We start from the raw sequence: 21,793 nt of genomic DNA, 5'->3' as shown, positions 1-21,793 counted from the left end.
GTGACAGCCTCCTCACCGCATGAGGGCCTGGAACGTATTCACGATCTCGCGAGCGAGAGCCAGACAAGGCGATAACACTGAGGAAGCGGAGTTTACTTAGCGTAAATGAGCATTCCGAAGGGCTTTTCAACGCCGCCTGGCCAACGCGCAGCAGAGCGTAAACACGTTCTGACAACGGAACGACGTAATTCCGCGCAAGGAGACATAGCGCCACCAGGGTGTGCTGTTTGTCACCCGCCAGGCAAATCTGGTGACAACAGCGAAGAATAAACGGGCAGCCCGATCTGCCCACCATAACAAGTAGGCAGCGATGGATACTCCTCCCTCAAACAATCAGGCTCCCGCCACTCTTCAGGAGTTGCAGGAGTGCATTACTCAGCGCCATGAGCAGCTGAGCAAGCGCTTGCAGCAAGTAGCACGCTTCGTGCTGGAACATCCCAATACCGTGGCACTCGACACCGTGGCCGTGATCGCTGATCAGGCCGGGGTTCACCCCTCCACGCTGGTGCGTTTCGCTTCGGCATTCGGCTACAGCGGTTTCAGTGAAATGCAGAGCCTGTTCCGCCAGAAACTGGTGGAACATACCACCAGCTATGGTGAACGGGTGCGCCTGCTGAAGCAGAGCGACAGCAGCAGCGTGGTCAACAGCAACACCATCCTGCAGGAATTCGTACAGGGCAACAGCCTGTCGATGGAGCATCTGCCTGACATGATCAGCGCCCGGCAACTGGATGAAGCGGTTGAGTTGCTGGCCAGTGCTCAGGCTGTCCATGTGGTCGGTCTGCGCCGCTCCTTCGCGGTCGCCAGTTATCTGGTCTACGCCCTGCGCCATATCGACCGCCGGGTACACATGATCGACGGTAACGGCGGCATGCTGGAAGAACAGGCCAGTGTGCTGGGCGAAGGGGACGTGCTGGTAGCCATCAGTTACAGCCCCTATGCCGCTGAAACCAGCAGCGTGGTGCATCGTGCCCACGAACGTAAGGTGCCGATCATTGCCATCACCGACTCCAAGCTGAGCCCGCTGGTGCCGCTGGCCAAAGTCTATTTCGATATCAAGGAAGCCGATGTACGCGGCTTCCGCTCGCTGACCTCCACGCTGTGTCTGGCACAGACACTGGCCATCAGTCTGGCCTACAAACTGGAGCAACAGGAAGGCAGATCCTCCGGGCGTTTCGATCCCCCCGCACAGACCTGACAGGGTTCAGACCGAACGTTACAGCGAACAACAGGGAGCGCTGTGCTCTGCCTGGCGACAGCCTCCCTGACAAGAATCCCAGACCGGCCACCACCGGTCTGGCCAAACAAGAACAATAACGAAGCCCAGCCCGCTGACGCTTCACTGATTCGCATCACTTTGACCCGGCCTCGCCGGAATTACGGAGAACAACATGCTTGAGTTCGTCTTATTTGGCGCCGGTCGCATCGGCTCCATTCATGGCCGCAATGTCGCTGCACATCCACAGGCACGCATCCGCTACGTGGTTGACGTCAACCAGCAGTTTGCCGCCCAGCTGGCAGCTGAACTCGGTGCCACCGTCACCTCAGTAGAAGAAGCGCTGGCGGACCCGGCCGTCAATGCTGTCATCATCGCCAGCTCAACCGACACCCATGCTGATCTGATCGAAGCGTCGGCCAAAGCAGGCAAAGCCATTTTCTGTGAGAAGCCTGTCGATCTGGATCTGGAACGTGCCCGCAGCTGCGAGACTATCGTCAACGCCGCCGGCGTACCCTGCTCACTGGGCTTCAACCGTCGCTACGACCCCAGTTTCCGTGCCCTGCAGCAGGCCATGAGCAATGGCAAGATTGGCAATCTGGAACAGGTCATCATCACCAGCCGTGACCCCAGCCCGCCCCCCGTCAGCTACATCAAAGTTTCCGGTGGTCTGTTCCGTGACATGATGATTCATGATCTGGACATCGCCCGCTGGCTGCTGGGCGAGGAGCCCGTTGAGGTGTTCGCCACTGCCAGCAATCTGGTCGACCCCGCCATTGGCGCAGCAGGCGATGTGGACTCCGCCATGGTGACACTGAAGACCGCCAGCGGCCGTATGTGCCAGATCAGCAACAGCCGCCGCGCCGTTTATGGTTACGACCAGCGTATCGAAGTGTTCGGCAGCCAGGGCATGCTGCAGGCCGGTAACCACACTCCCACCACCGTTACCTTTGCCGGTGAGCCAGGCGTGGTCAGCGACAAGCCACTGCATTTCTTTCTGGAGCGCTACGCCGATGCCTACCGCAATGAGCTGCAGGACTTTGTCGATGCCATAGTGTCGGGCAGCACCCCGCTGACCGGCATCCGTGATGGTATTCGTGCGCTGGAACTAGCAGAGGCCTGCATTGCCTCTCTGGAAACAGGCAAAGCGGTAAAACTGTAACGCTGCAAGGGTGGTCTGTGATTAACAGACCACCCAGTCTGCACAGGCATGGCAGCAAACCGGGATAGCACACGGAGTCATGCGTTGTGTAGCTGTCATCTTTGCGCGTCACGCAGACGCACAGCACCGCGTATTTGTTAGCTAAACTCTTTACTGGTCAGGATGGCCTTTCGCACCCGGGTGGCAAACGTCATCACGCAGATCAGCAGCAGGAAGGCATGAATTAAAGCAGGAACTGCAAAGGCCCTGCGGACCATTCAGCGGTATTAAAACCTGGTGAGACAGCCCTGACCGGACAGCCCCCCCCAAAAAAGGTGCGGGCAACGCGAATACTGAATACCGGAGTTGCTCTGAACTCCAGCAAGAACCTCGATATTGATAATAAAAACTAGCTGCTGGCTAAACCACGCATCACCCAGACATGCCTGGAGACCCCGCAGCGCAGAAATGAGGATCGCATCATGCCTCTGAGCATCCTGCAACGCGTCATCGGTGGGTTTACCCTGCTCGTTCTTTTGCTACTCACCATCGTCGCCACCAGCTATAAAGGCATCCACGGCGTCAGCAGCAAGCTGGATATGGTAACCGGTGAAACCCTGCCCCTGAACCAGGCCGCCAGTGATATGAATGCGACGCTGCTGCGCGCCAACCAGGATTTGCTCGGACTGCTGATCAATCGCAACAGCGATGAGGTCAACGCAGGCAAAAGCAGCTTTGATGGCAATATTCAGACGCTGCAGACCCAGCTGGGACAGATTCCCCCTCTGCTTGGCAGCAACACAGACAGTTCGCTGACGGACTTGCTGGCGCAGATCAGCTCTTCTACCGAAGGCTATGTCCAGCTCGCCAGCCAGCTGACCGAACTGCACCTGCAAAAACTCAGCGTCGACCAGCAGATCAAGGCCCAGCAGGAAGATGTCATGACCAAGGGTGATCAGCTGGTGGAGTTCCTCAACAAGTTCATTGCTGATAACCCCACTGGCAATGCCCAGAATCAGGCCGCGGGCCTGTTGCGCGAAGTCAGCAAGGTGGTCAGTGGCTATAAGGCCTTCCAGATCAATCAGGACGTCAAGCGCCTGACCCGGGCGGTGAAGTATCAGGACCGCACGATCAAGCAGCGCCTTGATCAGCTCGCGACCGTCGACAGCGACAAGGCCAAGTCTGCCGCCATCATGGCCAACCCCATCATCACCAGCGCCGGTGATGCCAATGGCCTGTTCCAGCTGTTCGTCAAACAAGTTGATCTGGCCAGCCAGATTGATAGCCAGACCACTGCCGCATCAACAGCCATCAAGGCCACGCTGGACACCATCGGCCAGTTCAGCAGCGCCACCCTGGCTACGCTGGATCAGGCCAAGCAGCAGGCACATCAGACCATCACCACCAGTGAAAGCATTCTGCTGGGCATCGCGCTATTTGCCATTGCCGTCGCCCTGCTGATCGGCCTGTGGGTCGCCTTCAGCATCAAGCGCCCGCTGGCACGCTTCCGTGACGCCCTGATCAAGATGACCAAGGGCGATCTGCGTGTGCAGTTCAACAGCACCAGCAAGGATGAGTTTGCCGAGCTTGGCCGCTATCTGAATGAACTCAATCAGACCCTGAGCCGCACCCTGAGCGAGCTGGCCAACTCTGCCGATACGCTGGCGCAGTCATCAGAGAGCAACGCCCAGATCAGTAACACCACCACGCAGGCCGTCAACGAGCAGAAAGTACAACTGACCTCCACTGCCTCGGCTATGACCGAAATGGAAGCTTCGGTGCAGGAAGTGGCCCATCGTGCTCAGGACACGCTGGAGGCCGTCACCAGCAGTGATCGCCTGCGTCAGGAAATGCGCAGCAGTATCGAGGAGACTGTCAGCAACATCCGCGGACAGGCCGAACAGATTCAGCATGCCTATGAGGTGACCAGCCGTCTGGATGGTTACAGCCAGAAGATCGACAGCATCATTGATGCCATCCGCAATATTGCCGAGCAGACCAACCTGCTGGCGCTGAATGCGGCCATCGAAGCAGCGCGAGCGGGTGAACAGGGCCGTGGCTTTGCGGTCGTCGCCGATGAGGTGCGCTCTCTGGCGACCCGTACCCAAAGTTCGACGGGTGAAATTCAGCAAATGATTGAGCAGATGCAGGCGATGACCAAAGAAGTGGTGACCGTCATGCAGACCAGCCAGAGCAAAACGGAGCAATGTGTGGGCGCCGCCGGCCATGCTGAACAGGCGCTGGAAGACATGGATCAGGCGATTCAGGTTATTCGCGAGATGAATATCCAGATTGCCAGCGCCACCGAGCAGCAAAGCTCAACCGCGCAGGAAATCAGCCGCAGCATCAACCATATCAACGATTACACCGAACACACTGCCAGTGGTGCGGAACAAACCGCCAGCAGCGGTCAGGTACTGATGCAGATGGCCAGACAGCAGAAGCAACTGCTGGGCTATTTCCACTTTTAACCTGACAGCAACATAAACTGACATCCCGCTGATCAATATAAAAAGGCCGGAGTGATGACTTATCACTCCGGCCTTTCTATATCCGTTTAAGCTCTTGCTGGCAGGCTTCAGTTCACTGCAACAGAGCCATAGGTAGGTTCTGCCTGAGCCTCTGACAATGCCAGCATGGCGTTGGCTGCAAACTCACGGTGCTCCAGACCAATGCCATTGAGCTTGCCGGTCAGCGCCTGTGACTGATGACGCTGTACCACGTGACGGGCATCACGAGGCGGCACACCAAAAAATTCCCGGTAGGACTTGCTGAAGTGCGGCGTGGAGACAAATCCACAGGCAGCAGCCACTTCAATGATTGACATGGAGGTCTGCTTCAGCAGCTGGTGGGCACGATTGAGGCGGAGTTTCAGATAGTAACGTGAGGGGGAGCAGTCAAGGTATTTTTGGAACAGACGTTCTAACTGGCGACGCGATACATCTACATAGCTGGCCAGCTCATCCAGCCCGATGGGCTCTTCCAGATTGGCTTCCATCAGCATCACGATCTCGACCAGTTTGGGCTGTGCTGTACCAAGCATATGACGCAGGGGAATACGCTGCTGATCTTCAGTGCTGCGAATACGCTCATACATGAACATTTCGGAAATCGCCCCTGCCAGCGCATGGCCATGCTGGCGCTGGATCAGGCTCAGCATCATGTCCATGGGAGCGACGCCACCGGTGCAGGTCAGGCGGTCGCGGTCATGGGTGAAAACACGGTTGGTGGTATTGATCTTGGGGAACGCCTCTTTCAGGGTCGAGATGGTTTCCCAGTGAATGCTGCACTCGTAATTGTCCAGTACCCCCGCCGCGCCCAGCACATAACTGCCGGTACAGATGGCGCCCAGGGTGATGCCTTTGCGCGCCTGTAACTGCAGCCATTGCAGATGCTGGCGGGTATAGCTGCGAGTAATGTTGACGCCGCCACAGACAATGAGGGTGTCATGGGAAGGATGGTCCTGAATGCTGGCGTCGGGGTTGACCTGAATACCATCACTGGCAGAGACGGCTTTACCATCCAGGCTGAGGGTGTGCCAGCGATACAGCTCCTTGCCGGAAAGCTGGTTAGCCATGCGCAGCGGCTCAATGGCCGATGCCAGAGAAATCATGGTGAAATGGTCCAGCAGCAGGAAGCCCAGTGCACGGGTAGTGGGCTGATTGCCACGGTTATAGGGTGTTGCGGTCATCTTATCTGGTCTCCCCAATCACGATCTTGCAGGAACCATTGCGCCGGGAGTCGGTACCCGTCCATGTGTTCCCTCTGTGTCAGGTGCACTGCACCTGTGGCCGTGTTGTTGTTATTTTCAGCTTGTGCCGTGGTTTCCCAGGCGGCAGCGATTTAGGGGCTGAGGTGAAAGGCGGCTTTGTTGAACACCACCCGAACAACCAATTTAACCTTGTTTAGTTCGAATGCAATCCTTCAGTGCAGCAGCAATTACCTCACCGTAACCGCCTGCTTCACTGCAGGGCAAGCTCTGCTTAGCTTGGGAATACCACAGTACGGTTCCCGTGCAGGAATACACGCTTCTCAATGTGGTAACTCACCGCTCTGGCCAGCGTGATACATTCGATATCCTGCCCCTTGGCTACCAAATCCTCCGGATAGTGGGCATGGTCCACCGCCTGTACTCCCTGCGTGATAATCGGCCCTTCATCAAGGGCGTTATTCACATAATGAGCCGTTGCACCTACCAGCTTGACGCCTTTTTCATAGGCCTGATGGTAGGGGCGCGCGCCCTTGAATCCGGGAAGCAGAGAGTGATGGATGTTGATGGCCCAGCCGTCCAGTCGTTCACACATAGCCGGGGAAAGTACCTGCATATAGCGGGCCAACACCACCAGTTCCGCCCCGGCCTGCTGAATGCAGTCCCACACCTGATTCTCCTGCTTCAGCTTGGTCTCAGGGGTGATGGGGAAATGGTAGTAAGGAATGCCATGCCAGTCGGCCAGTCCGCGCAGGTCGGGGTGATTGGAAATGATGGCCGGAATCTCGATCGGCAGGTGGCCAGTGCGGTAACGGTACAGCAGATCATTCAGGCAGTGATCGTATTTGGACACCATGATCACCACCTTGGTGCGATGATGAACCGGAGTCAGGCTCCACTCCATGGCAAAGGGTTCGGCCTGCTCGGCAAACCCTTCGCGAAATGCCTGCTCGTCAAACTGGCTGTCACTGCTGCGAAACACTGCACGAATGAAGAAACGGCTGGCCAGACGGTCATCAAAGGAGTTCAGTTCGGTAATGTAATTACCGGTGCGACGCAGATAGGCGGTCAGCGCATCGACCGTACCCAGGCGGCTTTCGCAGTGGGCGGTCAGGATCCAGGTGTTGCTTTCTGGCTGCATAGCCGTTTCCTCTTGCTGCATGCCGACGCCGGGCGCCGGCTTTTATTATTATGCCGATGGTGAATTCAGCCTCAGCGTTCAAGACGCCGAGAAGGTATTCATCAACATTCGATGGCGTTGACCGCCAGCCCTCCCTTGGAGGTTTCCTTGTACTTGTCCTGCATGTCGCGACCGGTTTCACGCATGGTGCGAATGACCTTGTCGAGAGAAATAAAGTGGCTGCCATCACCGCGCAGCGCCAGCTGGGTGGCATTGATCGCCTTCATCGCGGCAATGGCGTTGCGCTCGATACAGGGCACCTGTACCAGCCCGCCCACCGGATCACAGGTCAGACCCAGGTTGTGCTCAAGACCGATCTCAGCGGCGTTCTCCACCTGCTCAGGGGTACCGCCCATCACTTCGGTCAGACCTGCTGCTGCCATGGCACATGCTGAGCCGACCTCACCCTGACAGCCCACTTCGGCCCCGGAGATGGACGCATTGATTTTGCAGAGAATACCCACCGCTGCAGCGGCCAGCATGAACTCGATCACATCTTCATCCTGCGCGCTGGGTTTGAAGCTCATGTAGTAGTGCAGCACCGCCGGGATGATACCGGCAGCACCATTGGTGGGCGCCGTTACCATGCGGCCACCGGCTGCGTTCTCCTCATTGACCGCCAGCGCATAGAGGTTGACCCAGTCCATGGCATTGAGGGTACTGCTGATGATGTTGCCACCGCTGGCGGCACGTAGTGAGGCATGCAGCTTGGCCGCACGGCGCTTGACGTTAAGACCGCCGGGCAAAATACCCTGCTGATGCAGGCCACGATCAACACAGGCTTTCATCGCCTGCCAGATGGACATCAGGCCGCTGCGGATTTCTGCCTCACTGCGCCAGACCTTCTCGTTCTCCATCATCAGACGGCTGACACGCAGGCCGTGCAGCTCACACAGGCGCAGCAGCTCGGCGCCGGTAGTGAAAGGATAAGGCAGTGCCTTGTCGTCCGTTGCCCCCGCACCAGAGGCAACCTGGGCCTCATCCAATACAAAGCCGCCACCGATAGAGTAATAGGTATTGGCATAGAGCGTCTGATCGCCCGCACCATAGGCCACAATGCTCATGCCATTGGGATGATAGGGCAACGGCTCGTCGATAAAGATCAGATCAGTGGCATAGTCAAAAGCGACAGGCCACTGCCCCGCCAAAGCCAGCTCGCGCCGTTCAATAATCGTACGCATGCTGGGCTCGATGGCATCGGGATTGATGGTGTCGGGGCGTTCGCCCATCAGCCCCATCAGCACTGCGCGGTCGGTGGCATGGCCACGGCCGGTGGAACTGAGTGAGCCATACAAGTGGATTTCCAGCCGCTGCACATCCTGCACCAGACCCTGCTGACGCACGGCGTCGGCAAAGTCAGCCGCCGCCCGCATGGGGCCAACGGTATGGGAGCTGGAAGGACCGATGCCGATTTTGAACAGATCAAAGACGCTGATAGACATGATTCACCTCTATTCTGCCGCCGACCAGAACCGGCCAACTCGGCAACGTTTTTACGAGCGGCAATGCTCCATTATCTGTGCCTCCCTACCGCAGCTCATGTCAGTAGACGACATGGGGTTAGCTTAAACCGCGCGATGTATCGTGCCCGCTCAAGAATGTCTTTCTCGGATATGTCGAGGCCCCATTCAGACAACTGCTGACGTTTTGAACTGCCTAGACTGGCCAGCGGAAGACTGCGGTGTGCGACCCGGCCCTAGGGAATGCACACACTCCCAGATCGGACGCATCTCTTCGCATCACACCGCCAGCTAAAACAACAAGGAGCTAAGGCATGTGTTCAAATCACGCTAACCGTGGGGTCGTCTATCAGGGCCCTGGAAAAGTAGAAGTCAGCAGCATCGAGTTCCCCACCCTGTCGCTGGGTAAACGTCTGTGCAACCACGGCGTCATTCTCAAAGTCATCACCACCAATATCTGCGGTAGCGACCAGCACATGGTGCGCGGACGCACGACCGCCCCTGCCGGTCTGGTACTCGGCCATGAAATTACCGGGCAGATTATTGAATGCGGCAGTGATGTGGAGTTTCTCAAGGTCGGCGATGTGGTCTCTGTCCCCTTCAACATTGCCTGCGGCCGCTGCCGTAACTGTAAGGAAGGCAAAACCGGCATCTGCCTGAACGTTAACCCGGCCCGCCCTGGTGCGGCTTATGGTTACGTCGACATGGGCGGCTGGGTCGGTGGTCAGGCGGAATTCGTCATGGTGCCCTATGCCGACTTCAACCTGCTGAAATTCCCCGACAAAGATCAGGCACTGGAAAAAATCCGTGATCTGACGCTGCTCTCCGACATTCTGCCGACCGGCTTCCACGGCTGCGTCACCGCAGGCGTTGGCCCCGGCTCAACCGTTTACATCGCCGGTGCGGGCCCGGTGGGTCTGGCCGCCGCAGCCTCGGCACAACTGCTGGGCGCTGCCTGCGTCATCGTCGGTGATATGAATGCCCAGCGTCTGGAACAGGCACGCAGCTTTGGTTGCGAAACCATCGACCTGACCGAAGAAGGTGACATGGCCGACAAGCTGGAAGCCATTCTGGGCGAGCGCGAAGTCGATGCCTTTGTCGACTGCGTAGGTTTTGAAGCCCATGCCTGCGGCTGTAACCACCACAAGGAAGCCCCCGCGACCGTACTCAACTCTGCCATGCAGATGACCCGTGCCGGTGGCCAGATTGGTATTCCCGGGCTGTACGTTACCGAAGATCCGGGTGCGATTGATGAGGCGGCCAAACAGGGTGCACTGAGCATGCGCTTTGGTCTGGGCTGGGCTAAGTCCCACTCATTCCACACCGGCCAGTGCCCGGTCATGAAGTATCACCGGCCACTGATGCAGGCAATCCTGTTCAACAAGATCAAGATTGCCGATGCCGTGAATGTGAAAGTCATCACCCTTGATGAGGCGCCCAACGGCTACGCTGACTTCGATGGCGGCGCAGCGAAGAAATTCGTGATTGATCCGCACGGCATGGTTGCCTGATCGTAAACCGCTAACAGGCTGTTGAAAAACGTTATCGAGGCAGCCGAGACAAGGAAATACCCCGAGGGCACAAGAAACAGGCGAAAAAGCGGAGTTTAGTGGACTAAATGAGCATTTGACTCGCTCCGCTCGCCCCTTCGGGGCCGTGCTAAAGCACGTTCAGCCTTTGGCTGTGAGCCTGTTTTTGACGCGGTATTCGGCAACGCAGATAGATTTTCAACGACCTGTTAAACGCACTACCGGCTCCACCCGGGGCAATGGCCAATGAGCAGCGCCATTGCCCCACTTTATCCATGCTCGCTCAGACATTTCCCGGCCCTGTGACAACACGGGTCAGCCCCTGTCTGTTACCGTCGCTGTAATACCTGTCACCATGCGCTGCCGCATATAGAAATCGGTCTCACCTTTGGTTAGGCTTGCAACAAATCTGCAATCCACCCGTCATTCCCTGCCGATACACTTCCACTGATCGGATAAGGACCGTCGAATAAAGGCCACATGACACTATGCTGGAACCCATTTCGGAAGCGCTGTACTTCACCCGCAGAAACTTCACCAGTATCAACAAGGTGATGCTGCCCTATCTGGCGCTGTTGATGCTGGCCGATTTCGTTGTGGCCATGGCCAATCCCAGCTCGCCATTGCTGCACAAGCTGCAGACCATTTTTGCCTTAGTGATCTACCCCTACTTCATGGCCAAGCTGATCCGCTATCTGCATTTCGCTATCCGCACCGGCCGCAATGGCAGCATGCCTGATGAGCTGAACGTGCCCTTTCCGCTTTGGAGCACCCTGTTTCTCGGTTATCTGGTGCACGGTCTGGCTACGGCGGCGGGGCTGCTGGCGTTTGTCCTGCCCGGTATCCTGATCTTCCTGCGGATGTCCTTTATTGACTTCAACATCGTCTGTCGTCGCAAGAGCCTGACCAGCAGCATCACCTCAAGCTGGCACCAGACCTCTGACAACAAGATTGATATTTTTGTCGGACTGCTGGCGATCACCATTCCGGTTGCACTGGTTTCGATCATCCTTCTGCATACCCTGACCAGCGCCGGCTGGGATCTGCCCGCCCTGCTGCTGAGCAATGTGATTTCCGTCTACACCACCATCTTCACGACGGTGTTCCTGTTCCGCCACTTCACGCTGGCGGAAGAAGAAATGGACAACACCAATATTCAGGTGTGATACCTCCCCGACCGCCCCTGCCGGGGCAGCGACCTCACTGGATACGACTATGACTAGCGCTCCAACTCTGCCTTCTGATCTGCTCGACACCCTGGCCCAACAGCTGCTGCAAGCACGTAAAGATAAACAGTGGCTGACCTCCAGCACGCTGCCCGGCCTGACCGAAGCCGACGCCTATGCGATCCAGCAGCGCGTGTCTGCCCGGCTGTGGGAACAGCAGGGACAACGCACCGGCGCCTGGAAAAGCGGCACCGGCAGTATCGATGTCACCCCCACTGTCGCCCCCATCTGGCCTGCCCGTGTGTTCCCGACCGGCGCTACGCTGTCCATGGCGGATTATCAGCTGATCGGCGCTGAAGCAGAGATCGCCTATCGTCTGGGTAGCGACCTGCCGCTACGCGACAGTGATTACAGCGAGGAAGAACTGCGGGCTGCTATCGATGCGGCACACGTTGTGATCGAAACCATCGACAGCCGCCTGCAGGACTGGCAGTCCCCTGCTCCGTTCTGGGGGCTGGCGGACAATGCCGTCAACGGCGCCTTTGTCATCGGCACCGAAGTCAGCGACTGGCAGGCGCTGAATCTGCCTGCGCAGGCAGTCGAAGTGTGGATCAACGACGAACTCAAGATCAGCAAGACCGGCAGCCATGCGCTGGGTGACCCCTGGCTGCTGATGCCCTGGACGCTGAACCACCTGATCCGCCGTCAGCAGGGGCTACGCAAAGGCGATATCATCACTACCGGCAGCTGGATGGGCTCGCTGCAGGTCAAGGCTGGCGACTCGGTACGCGTCAACTTCCCCGGTATCGGTGAAGCCACCATGCAGATCAGTGCCTGATCAGGCGTTTTATCAGCCTGAGCATTTCTGCTCCTGAAATACCCTGCCGAGCCTGACAGCGCTCAGCCGGCAGGCGATAATAGCGCCCGCACCTGTTCCTCCTTCCCTGTTCGTTTCGCTAGTCGGCTCTGCACATGTTCCTACTCATCGAGTTGCTCGTCTTGTTGGGATGCCTGCTGGCCATGGTGGCCGCCTCCCAGGTTGTCGCTGCCCGTCTGGCAGTCCCTGAATCCACCCTGCTGTGCATACTCGGTATTCTGGTCGGCACCAGCTATGTCGCCGTCAATACCGTGGCACCGGGCTTTGCCCACTTCTTTGTCGAACCGCTGGTTAATCCCAACCTGCCTGCCGATGCCTACCTGTGGATATTCCTGCCGCCACTGCTGTTTCAGGTCGCGCTGACCGTTGATGTGCGCAGCATGATGCAGGACGCCGCCCCCATTCTGCTGCTGGCCGTGGTGGCGGTGATTGTCGCGACCGGCCTGATCGGGCTGGCACTGGGCGGGCTGTCACCCTACGGCTGGCCGGTGTGTCTGCTGATAGGAGCCATCGTGGCAACGACGGACCCGTCGGCCGTTGTGGGTATCTTTCGCGAAGTGGGGGCACCGGGGCGGCTGATCCGGCTGGTCGAAGGGGAAAGCCTGCTGAACGATGCCGCCGCCATCGCCCTGGTCACCGTGCTGATGGCCATGATCAGCGATCCCAGCGTGCCGCTCTCATGGGAATCCGGGCTCAGCAGCCTGAGCGTTTCCTTCGGTGGTGGCGTGCTCCTGGGGTTGATTGTCGGTCGCATCACCGCTTTTATCCTGCCGCTACTGGGCGAAATTGCGCTGGCGGAAACCGCGTTTACGCTGGCCATTCCTTATCCGGTATTTCTGTTTGGTAACGAAGTGCTGGGCGTCTCCGGCGTCGTGGCAGTGGTCGTCACGGCGCTGGTGATCAACGGCCTGTCGCACGCACGCCTGTCGCGCCATAACTGGAACCATCTGCAGCTGGTGTGGGCGCAGATTGCCAGCATCGCCGGAGCCATCGTCTTCCTGCTGGCCTCGGTGCGGGTGCCGCAGATGCTGAGCGGTATGAACTGGGCCGATGTCGGCTATCTGCTGGTGGCGGTGCTGGCGGCCCTGCTGGCACGACTGGCCGTGCTGTATCTGTTCCTGCCGCTGCTCAGCGCCCTGCGCCTCAGTGAGCCCATCAGCCATACCTACAAACTGGCGATCACCTGGGGTGGCCTGCGTGGCGCCGTCACCCTGGTACTGGCCATGGGCATGGCGGAAAACAGCAGCCTGCCGGAGAACAGCCGCCACTTTATCGCCATCATGGCCACCAGCTTTGTGCTGTTCAGTTTGCTGGTCAACGGCTCCAGCCTGCGTACGGTGATCCGAAAACTAGGGCTGGACAAACTCAGCCCGCAGGAGCAGGCGCTGCAACAGCAGGCCATAGAGCTGTCGACGCTGGATGTGGAAGCCACCGTCAAACGCATCGCCAGCACCTTCCATATCGACCCGCACATCGCCACCGAGGTCAACCAGCGCTATCGCGCCCATCTGGCGTCCAGCGCACTGGATCTCGATGCGGCACTGCCTGACCGCGAACGTCTGGCGATTGGGCTGGTCACCCTGGCTGCCCGTGAGCATGAGCTGATTCGTGACTACGGCAGCGGCATCATCGGCGTCGCCAATCTGGATGCCATGCTGCGCAATACCGGCAAGATGATTGATGAGGCCCGCACTAACGGCCGTATCGGCTATAACCGTGCGGCCCGTCGCATTCTCAAACCGACCCTCAGCTACCGACTGGCGGTGTGGCTGTATCGCTATGGCCGCTGGAAAGGGCCACTGGCCTCAGCACTGGCGGATCACTATGAGCTGATGATCTGTCGCCGGGTGGTGCTGGAGCGCCTGCGCTATTACAACGCCAGCAGGCTGAATCCCTTGCTGGGCGAGCGTATGGCCGGGATTCTCGACAGCGTACTGGCTGCCCGTATCGAACTGGTGGATCAGGATTTACGCCAGACCCGCACCCAGTTTGGGCAGTTCACCGACTTGCTGGAACGCCGTCTGCTGTGGCTGTTTGCGTTGCGCAAAGGTCGCGCAGCACTGGAGGAAATGGTCGCCGAGCAGGTGATTTCACGCGAGGTATATAACTGGGTGCAGAAAGCGCTGGACAGTGCCTGGCGTGATGGCGTTGAACGCCCTGACCTGCATGCCCACACCTTCCAGCCCAAACCTGCTGCCAGCACACAACCCACCAGCGATGAAGAAAGCAGCCCGGCGCCTGTGGCCAAAAGCGATGCCCCTTCACTCACCTCGGTAGCGGCAGAAGCAGAACTGGCCAAACTGACCGTCAACCCGCCACGAAATACTGGCGAAGCTGAAGCCTGAACCGCAATATGTGATCACACTATCCCCTGATGGGTATAGGCGTCAGCGGAAAGTAAAGGTATCGTACAACGGATCGTAGCCAGAATGAGGCGCTCATTCTGGCACCTTGCTCGCCCCGGTAAGGGCACTTCAGACCGAGGTTCAGTATGTCAAAGCCAACCCACACCACGTCCTACTATGCGGCGTCAGCCAATGACACCCGCCTGCGCCCCAGCCTGCAGGGCGAAGCCAGTGCCGATGTCTGTGTGATTGGAGCTGGCTTCACCGGCCTGTCCACAGCCCTGCATCTGGCCGAACGCGGCTACAAGGTCATCATGCTGGAAGGCAGTCGCATTGGTTTTGGCGCCTCTGGCCGCAACGGTGGACAGATCGTTCACAGCTACAGCCGCGACATCGATTTCATTGAACGCAATTATGGCCAGGAAGTCGGCCGCCAGATGGGCAAGATGGCCTTTGAAGGCGGTGAGATCATCAAGTCGCTGGTGGCCAGATATGAGATAAATTGTGATCTCAAACCCGGTGGTATTTTCGCCGCCTGCAATGCCAAACAGTTTCGCGAACTGGAAGACAAGAAAGCACTGTGGGAAGCCCATGGCCACAAGGCACTGGAACTGCTGTCAGCCAGTGATACCCGCCACTATATCGGCACCGAGCGTTATGTCGGCGCCTTGCTGGATAACTCAGGCGGTCACTTCCACCCGCTGAATCTGGCGCTGGGTGAAGCCGCCGCCTTTGAGTCGCTGGGCGGGGTGATCTATGAAGATGCCAAAGTCATCAATATTGTTCAGGGCTCACGCGCCAAAGTAATGACCGCACAGGGTTCCGTCACTGCCGACTTTGTGGTGGTCGCCGGGAATGCCTATATGCAGGGCCTGCTGCCGGAGCTGGAACAGAAAGCCATGCCCTGTGGCACGCAAGTCATCGCGACGGCGCCGCTGAGTGAAGCACAGCAACGTCAGCTGCTGCCTCATGATCACTGCGTGGAAGACTGCAACTACCTGCTCGACTACTTCCGTCTGTCCGGTGATGGTCGTCTGATCTACGGCGGTGGCGTCACCTACGGCGCCCGCGATCCCGGCCGCATCGAGTCACTGATCGTGCCCAAGATGCTGACCACCTTCCCGCAGCTGAAAGGCGTCAAAGTTGACTACGCCTGGACCGGCAACTTCCTCCTGACGCTGATGCGCCTGCCACAGTTTGGCCGCATCAATGGCAATATCTATTACGCTCAGGGCTACAGCGGCCATGGTCTGACCTGCACCCATCTGGCAGGTCGGGTGCTGTCGGATGCCATTGCCGGGCAGGCAGAACGCTTCGACGTCTTTGCAGGTCTGCCGCAGTATCCCTTCCCCGGCGGCCGTGCGTTCCGTATTCCCTTTACAGCCATGGGAGCCTGGTACTACTCACTGCGCGACAAACTGGGTATCTGATTTCCCCCTTCCACCGCTGCAGGCTGTGGCCTCAGCGGTGGCTTTGCCACCCCGGCATACCCTCCACAGCCCCATCCTCCCCGTCTTTAATGCACTGCATCCATCTCTGTTACTCCGCAATCACAACAGCCGCTGCCTGCAAGATGCGGTAGTAAATCTATTTGACATCAATTAATTGTGATCACAAAATCAAGCCATTGAATCAGACTCAAGACCAGTACATGGCTCGCTGAATGCGGGTAAAGGTTGATAAAACATGACATTGAGACGCGCTCAGGCCAGTACCTCGCTCCCCTGCCAGCATGAACTGGCCCGACTGATTGATCACATTCATCTGCGCACCTTTCCCCAGATACTGGAAGAGTTCCTGCAAACGCTGTGTGACTTCGACACCATCCTGATGGTGACCTACAAGGCCGCGTACAAGCCCATCATTCTCCACCCCAGTGATCCTGCTGAGCACAGCGCCACCCTGCGCACTTATCTGGATCAGGCGTATGTGCTTGATCCGCTGTTCAACGCCATTCGTCAGCAACTGCCTGCTGGCGTCTGCCGGTTGAAGGACATTGCGCCCGACTCGTTCGAGGCCAGCGAGTACTATCAGAGCTGCTACAAGAACTTCGACCTGATCGATGAGATCAATCTGGTGATTCAGCTGGATACCAAGGTGACCTGCGCCCTGTCACTGGGGCGCAAATCGGCACTGGGCGGTATCAACCGACGGGAGATGAAGACGCTGCAGCAGGTGTTTCCGGTAGTGGAAGCGCTGGTGCGCCAGTTCTGGCAGGCACAGGCCAAGGAGTTTGTCCGCTATGAGCGGGCCGAAGGCTCGATGAAACAGGCCCTGAGCAGTTTCGGACAGGGCCTGCTGACCCGCCGCGAGCAGGAGATCACCGGGCTGATCCTACAGGGCTACTCCACCAAAGCCATCGCAGAGCGCCTGCACATCAGCCCCGGCACGGTGAAGGTCCATCGCAAGAACATCCACACCCGGCTCAATACCTCCACGCAATCGGAGATCTTTACGCTGTTTCTGGATCATCTGAAGTGTCTGGAGGGCGGTTTACCGCTGAGTACAGATCATTCGATGCTTGCGGAGAACGTAATGGCGATGGGAACGCTGTCGAAATCACCAGGCGTATTGGAGAGTGCTTTGCAGACAAGGCAGGGCTGAAGGTAGGAAGCTGCCATTCCTAGATTGCCAACTCATCTGCACTACTATCACGAAAAACCTCAGCCAGTAATTTCGCAGTGTAAGACGGATAAGCCCGGCAAAGCGCTGCTATTTCTTTATGTGACTAAGAGCTTTAATTGCCTTTAGTTCGTAGATACCTTAATGCTTCGCGAACAGCCAGCTCAGGTCACTGCGAAACTAACCAATTCTGGCTAAAAGCGGTCACTTGACTGTTTTTCCCGATGAGCAGTGATCACCTGCTCTCCCCCTTAGCAGGTGATCACTGCTCAACAAGCGACGTTCCTTCGAGATAATCTGGTCGAAACCGTTGTTTGGCTTAGCGGTAACAGACGTACTGTCGTGCTATATCCTGCAACAAGCGATAACCGATGAGGTAATCCGCCCCGACTTGGATTGATCAGGAGCAGATCTGGCTCCTGACCATTTTGGCAACGCGCATACTGCGGATCAATGACGCAGCGCTTCCTGCGCGGCCATCGTGTCTGCATGTTCAGCATCTTCCAGCCACGATTGCGCAATAAGCTCGAGCATTGCATGGGTACGTACGAAGTCCAACGACGCCTGCGCCCATTCTTGTGCTTGTTGAGCCAAGCTCCGCTCCTGGTCACCACCCTCTCCGAACGCTTTGCAGAACACGCCTCGCATGTTGACCCTTTCGATTCGAATCCCAAGCTCTACATGCGAAGAAGCGATCGTCTCGATGACATGCCGAACGGCTTCGTGTGGCCAGGCACCATCCGTAGGGCTCATTGGCGCATGCGCCAGTACTTGACCGATCAGCTGATCGGTAATGTCCTGACGATTCTGTTCCGCTGCCAGGCATCGGAGCTCAAGGCACCACGCCAGCAAGGTATCCTGATTAACCTCTTGATCCGTCTGACCTGGCAGGGACTTCAAGCTTTTCAGCAATTGATACGCAGTAGTGGCACGGCTCTTCTGCAATGCAGAGGCTTCCACTGCCTCTGCCCCCTTAGCCCTGAAAACCAGACATACCATCTGCATGAAGAAGCTCGGCTGCTCAAGCAGCATTCGATGCAAAGCTTTAGGGTCATGGCGCAGCATAGGTAGGTAGGCAAACTCCAGGCTCGCCATTTGTTCCGGCGTCACGTCCGGTCGCTCGGCCAACTCTCTGATGACCTTTTCAATGTCAAAGAAACCTGTGGCCAGCCGAGCACCAGTCTTGGCGTTTTGCTCTGCAACGCCGTCCATCAACAGCGACACGACTTCCTCTGTCGGAATCTCACCGAGTCTACAGGATACGGCGCTCAAGGCGGCGACAGGACGTCCAATCTCTCGGTATTTTCCCACTGCATAGAGCAGCTCATCGGTGCTCACTTCGAGCGGGTATGGTGATTTTTCAGTCCAATAAGCTCGTGCTACCTCATTGCCAAAGGATTCGACGTACAGCCATGTCTGCCTATCCTCTGGGATACGCTCCATCACCCTAGCTACACAGTCAGAAGGCAGGCCACTGCCCAGAAGAGCCGAGCGAACCTCCTCTTTCCACCTATCCTCGAAGCGTACGATCCCGTCCGCCATAACTGCTCCAGCTGCGAGTTCACGCTCCTGCACTGCACTCGCAAGCAGTCCTGTGAACAACGCAAGGAGTTCGTCGTAGGACAGCTCAAGACGCAAAGCGGAGTAAATCACGAAGTGCGAAATCTTAGCGCGGCCCGCCAGCTGCAGGACGCCCTGAACGCCGAGCATCTCACGCACCGCCGTCATGGCCTGCAAGCGGGCATTTTCAACGAGCTGGACAAAATCGGCACCTTCATCATCAATGCCGTCCACAGGTGGCGCCCAGTCATCAAACAACCAAGTATGCTTTTCTACCAGCGTATCGGGTGCGTACTGGTCGATCAGCGGCATCAAGCGTTCAATCCGCTCCACCGACATCGCCCAATTTGCGTTCGAATACTTCTGGTGATGCTTGACCTGCACATTCAAGGCCTTCCAGATTTGCGTTCGGTTATCAACGTCGGCGACGCTCAACACCTCGCCGAGCCGCTCGACAGCGGACTCGAATGGATCCTGCTGGAAGCTATGCAATGATTCAATCAACGTGATCCAGCGCTCTGGCAGCGAGTCTGCAGCTTCGATCGCCAGCGCAATGATCTTGGCCTCGCTCTCCCAGACCAAACCATAAGTCAGGGTTTCACCGTGATCCTGCCCATACTCCCGAAATTTCGGCTTTTCGGTTGGCGAGCTGGTATCCCCTGATCTGGGAAGCAAGCTGACGAGGAGCGGCCAAGCAATGCTCGGGACAGTGTTCACGGTGGATTGCAGAACGGCCAGCCGACGCTTCGTCCTCACAGAAGTGCTCGGCACCCAAGAGAGGAAGATAGCGCGCAGGCTATTGATAGGACGGTTGCTTAACTTGCCGCCCGGATCGATCGCCGCAAGCTTGGCCAGGCACAGCACTGCCCGCTCAAAGTAGTTCGCATCCCAAGCGATCACTTCCAGCGCCCACAACAATCCGCAGTGGTATGTGACTGGCGTGAGCATTCCAGGATGCTCGTCGAAAATGGGCAAGATGCTCGGCGAGGCGCCCTCAAGCTGACGCTCGAGGGCCTCAAGAAAAGGGCCTGGAGATGCCTCTGCAAGTAGCACGAGATTCTGGCTCAGACTGGCCATCAACGTGGAGTCGCTTGATAGGCCAGGAATCGATCTGACCAAGTCGTCTACAAAGGCTTGCGGATTGCTTCCGGCAACTGTGAATCCGGCATGTCTATGCAGAACGGCCATGTGTAGCAGCGTAGTCATCAGCCCGTTTCTGAGCTGTTCGCTATGAGAAGTATCCCGGTCGCGTTTGCTGAGTAGCAGGAAGGGTTCGTCTGCAGTGGGTGGTTTGTGCGACGCCACAGCGCTCTGGAAAACGGCGTTCAGAGCCGCTTTAAACTGTTCCAGGTGCCGGCGCCCAACCCGATCGGCAAGGTGTAGAAACGCATCGACTGGAGCTTTGGTGGCCCACAAATTCTCAATGCGCTCGATGGGCGAATCCTGCATGGCTAGGAATCTGAGCAGTTCGTCCTCGGCTTCGTCATAAGGTTTCTGGCTGAGCGAGCTAAGGACTTGTTGATCATGTTCAACATCGCAGACCCACGCTCCCGCCAGCATGGCCGGTATCAGCGCGTCAGCATCGCCGACCCACGAGGGCAATTCAGCGGTACCACTTGGCTTCTGGCGAGCCAAGACCGCCAGACTGCGACCACAGGCACGCGCAGCGTTATACCCTTCGCTTTCAGACATACCCATGCCGGTGAACGCTTTGCCAAGCTGAGTACTGGTGGGGCGTGCCAGTTCTACATGATCGCTCTTCTTGTCCTCTGCTCCGGCACTTATCACTGTTGGCCCCGAAGTCTTCAGGATTCCAACACAGCTGCGCGCGGCCAGTCTGGGCAAGTAGATAAGGTTGCTCGTGTTAACTAGGTGTCGAGCGGCTTCCTCCGTCTCAACGATCAATGTACGTGCTTCCAGCGGCTTGCGCACCAGCTCGGGCGCTTTGCGGATAGCTGCGACCGCAAAGGCGATGACCTCATCTGTAGTGTCTGCGGCAAACGCCAGTCGCCCACTTCCTTGGGCTAGGTTTCGCAACAAGTCTTCTGCCTGAAATTCGCGCCCGGCGAGTAGAACATCTTCGACTAGTGCAGGTTCGAAGCGACGGGAAAAGGACTCCCAGAACTCATCCGTGCTGAGCACTCCGTGTTGGGGGGCGCGTCTGAATGCATGCCGTGCCCAACGCGAGGCGACTGCCGGGCTTTGCGCAAGCCAATCCTCCAGCAACGGGCCATCAAGATAGACGACGCGCTTCCACTCACCTAGCTCGTTTTTTTCATCAAGCCAGTCCTCAACTTTTACCTGTGGCGTGTCCCATGTCCTGGGCGAAACGATGACTAAGGTGCACTCAGCACGATCGTCAGCAGTGACCTCTTCGGTGCGTTTGCTGTAGTCACCTTCGGCCTTGGTTTTGCCGGCACCGTTGGTTCCGAACTCCCAAATCGACTTTCCGTCGGGCACGAACGGGGATGTTGCATCGACGTCGAGATAGCCATCAAAGCCTCGAACTTGCCCCATGTCTCCGTGCAAAAAACGAAGCCGGCGCACCCGGGAGGCGGTTGCCCAGATGAGTTCAGCCACCAGTTCGGGAACTTTATCCCTGCCTTGGAGGGTGTCGGCCCACTGCCCTAGTTCAAGCGCACTGATCCACTTCAATGTTTTTCTCCTTTCACATGGCGCAGCGGTGGTGGCCGAGACGGCATGCCCCCCCCTTGCAGAAGCGACTCTAACGCTCGCCAGAAGGAAACTGTAGTAGCTAAATGATTTCGGACTCTCAGTAAAGCGTTATTCTAACGCGCTCAGTGAGGTGCCTTGTTTATGAGCAAACGTCGTCAGTCCTTTACTCCAGAGTTCAAGCTGGAGGCCGCCGCGTTAGTGACCGAGAAAGGCTAGGCGGATTCAACCGGTCGCCGCAACACTGGTCAGAGTGAAACATCAGCTGCTGCGGGCAACCTCGCGACTTGTAGGCCACGCGTAACGCGCGCGTTG

13 protein-coding genes are annotated in these 21,793 nt (G+C 57.7%); 9 read left to right on the top strand and 4 right to left on the bottom strand.

The annotated features are described in order from the left end of the window. Positions 1-310: 310 nt before the first annotated feature. From WH50_RS17735 to WH50_RS17725, 3 genes are all read left to right on the top strand, one after another. Positions 311-1,198 (top strand): MurR/RpiR family transcriptional regulator, encoded by an 888-nt coding sequence (locus WH50_RS17735; RefSeq protein WP_110188653.1) that lies wholly within the window; start codon positions 311-313, stop codon positions 1,196-1,198. Positions 1,199-1,391: 193 nt separating this feature from the next. Then, the gene (iolG, locus tag WH50_RS17730; protein WP_104156608.1) at positions 1,392-2,378 is read left to right on the top strand and encodes an inositol 2-dehydrogenase; all 987 of its coding nucleotides are present in this window, start codon (positions 1,392-1,394) and stop codon (positions 2,376-2,378) included. 461 nt (positions 2,379-2,839) lie between these two features. Beyond that, on the top strand, positions 2,840-4,828 hold the full coding sequence (locus tag WH50_RS17725; protein WP_110188651.1) for a methyl-accepting chemotaxis protein: 1,989 nt from the start codon (positions 2,840-2,842) through the stop codon (positions 4,826-4,828). A 107-nt stretch (positions 4,829-4,935) separates the two neighbouring features. Here the strand turns inward: WH50_RS17725 and gbdR are convergent, their stop codons facing one another. The 3 genes from gbdR to WH50_RS17710 form a co-directional block, all read right to left on the bottom strand. Then, entirely contained in the window at positions 4,936-6,048 is a 1,113-nt protein-coding gene (gene gbdR, locus WH50_RS17720) for a choline metabolism transcriptional regulator GbdR (RefSeq protein ID WP_110188649.1), read from the bottom strand. A gap of 292 nt (positions 6,049-6,340) precedes the next feature. Further along, complete coding sequence (gene purU / locus WH50_RS17715; RefSeq protein WP_110188647.1) at positions 6,341-7,207, bottom strand: formyltetrahydrofolate deformylase; 867 nt, start codon at positions 7,205-7,207, stop codon at positions 6,341-6,343. A 101-nt stretch (positions 7,208-7,308) separates the two neighbouring features. Then, positions 7,309-8,688 (bottom strand): L-serine ammonia-lyase, encoded by a 1,380-nt coding sequence (locus WH50_RS17710; RefSeq protein ID WP_110188645.1) that lies wholly within the window; start codon positions 8,686-8,688, stop codon positions 7,309-7,311. Positions 8,689-9,020: 332 nt separating this feature from the next. Here WH50_RS17710 and fdhA point away from each other — a divergent pair, with 332 nt between their 5' ends. From fdhA to WH50_RS17680, 6 genes are all read left to right on the top strand, one after another. Then, entirely contained in the window at positions 9,021-10,217 is a 1,197-nt protein-coding gene (fdhA, locus tag WH50_RS17705; RefSeq protein ID WP_110188643.1) for a formaldehyde dehydrogenase, glutathione-independent, read from the top strand. A gap of 506 nt (positions 10,218-10,723) precedes the next feature. Then, positions 10,724-11,401: a DUF7847 domain-containing protein gene (locus WH50_RS17700; protein WP_110188641.1), complete on the top strand. Its 678-nt coding sequence runs from the start codon at positions 10,724-10,726 to the stop codon at positions 11,399-11,401. Positions 11,402-11,450: 49 nt separating this feature from the next. Beyond that, on the top strand, positions 11,451-12,239 hold the full coding sequence (locus WH50_RS17695; protein WP_110188639.1) for a 2-keto-4-pentenoate hydratase: 789 nt from the start codon (positions 11,451-11,453) through the stop codon (positions 12,237-12,239). 134 nt (positions 12,240-12,373) lie between these two features. Continuing rightward, positions 12,374-14,623: a cation:proton antiporter gene (locus WH50_RS17690; protein ID WP_110188637.1), complete on the top strand. Its 2,250-nt coding sequence runs from the start codon at positions 12,374-12,376 to the stop codon at positions 14,621-14,623. Between the two features lie 146 nt (positions 14,624-14,769). Continuing rightward, entirely contained in the window at positions 14,770-16,053 is a 1,284-nt protein-coding gene (locus WH50_RS17685) for an NAD(P)/FAD-dependent oxidoreductase (RefSeq protein WP_110188635.1), read from the top strand. A 256-nt stretch (positions 16,054-16,309) separates the two neighbouring features. Further along, positions 16,310-17,227, top strand: coding sequence for a LuxR C-terminal-related transcriptional regulator (locus WH50_RS17680; RefSeq protein ID WP_110188633.1), 918 nt, complete (start codon positions 16,310-16,312; stop codon positions 17,225-17,227). A gap of 468 nt (positions 17,228-17,695) precedes the next feature. Here WH50_RS17680 and WH50_RS26385 read toward each other — a convergent pair whose 3' ends face one another. Beyond that, positions 17,696-21,460 (bottom strand): hypothetical protein, encoded by a 3,765-nt coding sequence (locus tag WH50_RS26385; RefSeq protein WP_165838462.1) that lies wholly within the window; start codon positions 21,458-21,460, stop codon positions 17,696-17,698. Between the last annotated feature and the right edge of the window lie 333 nt (positions 21,461-21,793).

It is taken from the genome of Pokkaliibacter plantistimulans (assembly GCF_003194385.1).
Taxonomy (GTDB): domain Bacteria; phylum Pseudomonadota; class Gammaproteobacteria; order Pseudomonadales; family Balneatricaceae; genus Pokkaliibacter; species Pokkaliibacter plantistimulans.
This window is presented reverse-complemented; position numbering and strand designations above follow the sequence as displayed.